1 protein-coding gene is annotated in these 1,563 nt (G+C 68.2%); it reads right to left on the bottom strand.

Annotated features, from left to right (window positions below; genetic code table 11):
* Window positions 1-14: 14 nt before the first annotated feature.
* Window positions 15-1,442 carry an IS4 family transposase gene (locus ACFYW8_RS44530; RefSeq protein ID WP_389093908.1) on the bottom strand — a complete coding sequence of 476 codons (1,428 nt, stop codon included), beginning with the start codon at window positions 1,440-1,442 and terminating at the stop codon, window positions 15-17.
* Window positions 1,443-1,563: the final 121 nt, after the last annotated feature.

Below are 1,563 nucleotides of genomic sequence, written 5' to 3'. Positions count from 1 at the left end.
CCAAGCCCGGGAAGTTAGGGGCTGGTGCCGTTCGTCAAGGTGATCCTTGGTGTGATGGTGAATCTCGTAGTGATGCAGCGTTTTGCCCAACTCTTCCCGCCCTTGGGCTTGTTGTAGGCGTAGGGCGAGAGGGTGCGTTTGACGGTGCGGGGGCTGGTCCTGGCTCGCCGCCGTGCGGGGTGGAGGTTGCGGGGGTCGAGCACGGCTCCGGTGATGCTGGCCGCATGGCAGGAGGTGCTGATCACGCTGTTGCGGAGAGCGCGCAGGGCGACGGTGAAGGACAGCCGGTCGGGGTCGAGGCCGGCGTTGTCGGCGGCCTGGCTCGCGGTGATCCGCAGGGCCTGGTAGGTGATCAGGTAGGCGTAAATCTCCTGGTTCACTCCGACCGGGTGGTGAGAGCGTAGGACCTGGTTGGGCCCGCGCAGCGTGGCCTTGAGCGCGAAGAACGCCGTTTCGGCTTCCCATCGCTGGTGGTAGAGCCGGGCGAGGTCGGCGGCCGGGTAGCGGTGAGCGTCGAGCAGTGTGGTCAGCAGCCGCATCGAGGAGGTGCGGGTGTCACCGTCGCCGGTGGTGACGGTGAGGGTCACCTCGATGACCCGGGCGAGCAGGCCGTGGACCTGGGGCGGGATGCCTCCGCTGCGGACCCACTGGTGGTAGCGGATGGAGTGCTTGGGCAGTGGCAGGAAACAGATGCCCGAGCCGTCCGGCAGCGCCTGCAGGACCGGCACCGGGTGCCGGGTCTTGGACCTGAACAGCAAGTGAGCGCCAGTATCGGCGACTTCACGCATCAGGGCGTAGCTGTCATAGCCGCGATCGGCCAGCAGCAGCATGCCCGGGGTGAGGCTGGGCAGCAGACCGCGCACCTGCCCGGCCTCGCCACCGGTCCGGGGGCCGAACACCGCATCGATCAAGGCGCGGGTGCCGCATTCCACCAGCGCCGACAGATGAACCTGTGGATAGCCGGCGGGGCCATGACCGGAGCGGTGCCGTTTGAAGACGGCCACGTTGTCCGCGGTGTCGGCTGCCTCCACGGTGGTGGCATCCCAGGCCACCAGCCGTAGCCCCTGCCAGAACGCGCCGGCTGTTGCCGGGGTGGCCACCGGGCCCCGCAGCCGGGCGAACAGCGATGCCAACGGCTCCACTCCCACCCGGCGGCGGGCCGCTCGCAGGGCAGCGGCCGACGGCTCGGCGGCCCGTGAGCACAGCCCTGCGGTCATCGATGCCCATACCCCGGTATAGCCAGAGCCGGGGAAGAGCGTCATGGCCAGCACGAAGTACACCACCACCCGCGAGGGCAGCTTGCGCACACGCTTCTGCATCCGCCGGGTCGCGGTGAGTACTTCGTCCACCAGCTGCGGCGTGATGATCTGCGTCAGGTCTCCAAGATGCCCGGCAGCAAAGGCACTTCGGCCGATGGCGGGCATGCCAGACTGAACATGCAACGGGGCTCCTACAGGAACGGTGTCTTGGTCGACTTCCGTCCTACGCGGAGCCTCGTTCGCTTACCCCGACTTCGCCGAACCGCTTGACACCACACGCAGCGGCCTAACTTCCCGGGCTTGG

It is taken from the genome of Streptomyces sp. NPDC002742 (assembly GCF_042888885.1).
Taxonomy (GTDB): Bacteria; Actinomycetota; Actinomycetes; order Streptomycetales; family Streptomycetaceae; genus Streptomyces.
The sequence above is the reverse complement of the archived record's forward strand: the minus strand, read 5'-3'. Positions and strand labels throughout refer to the sequence as shown.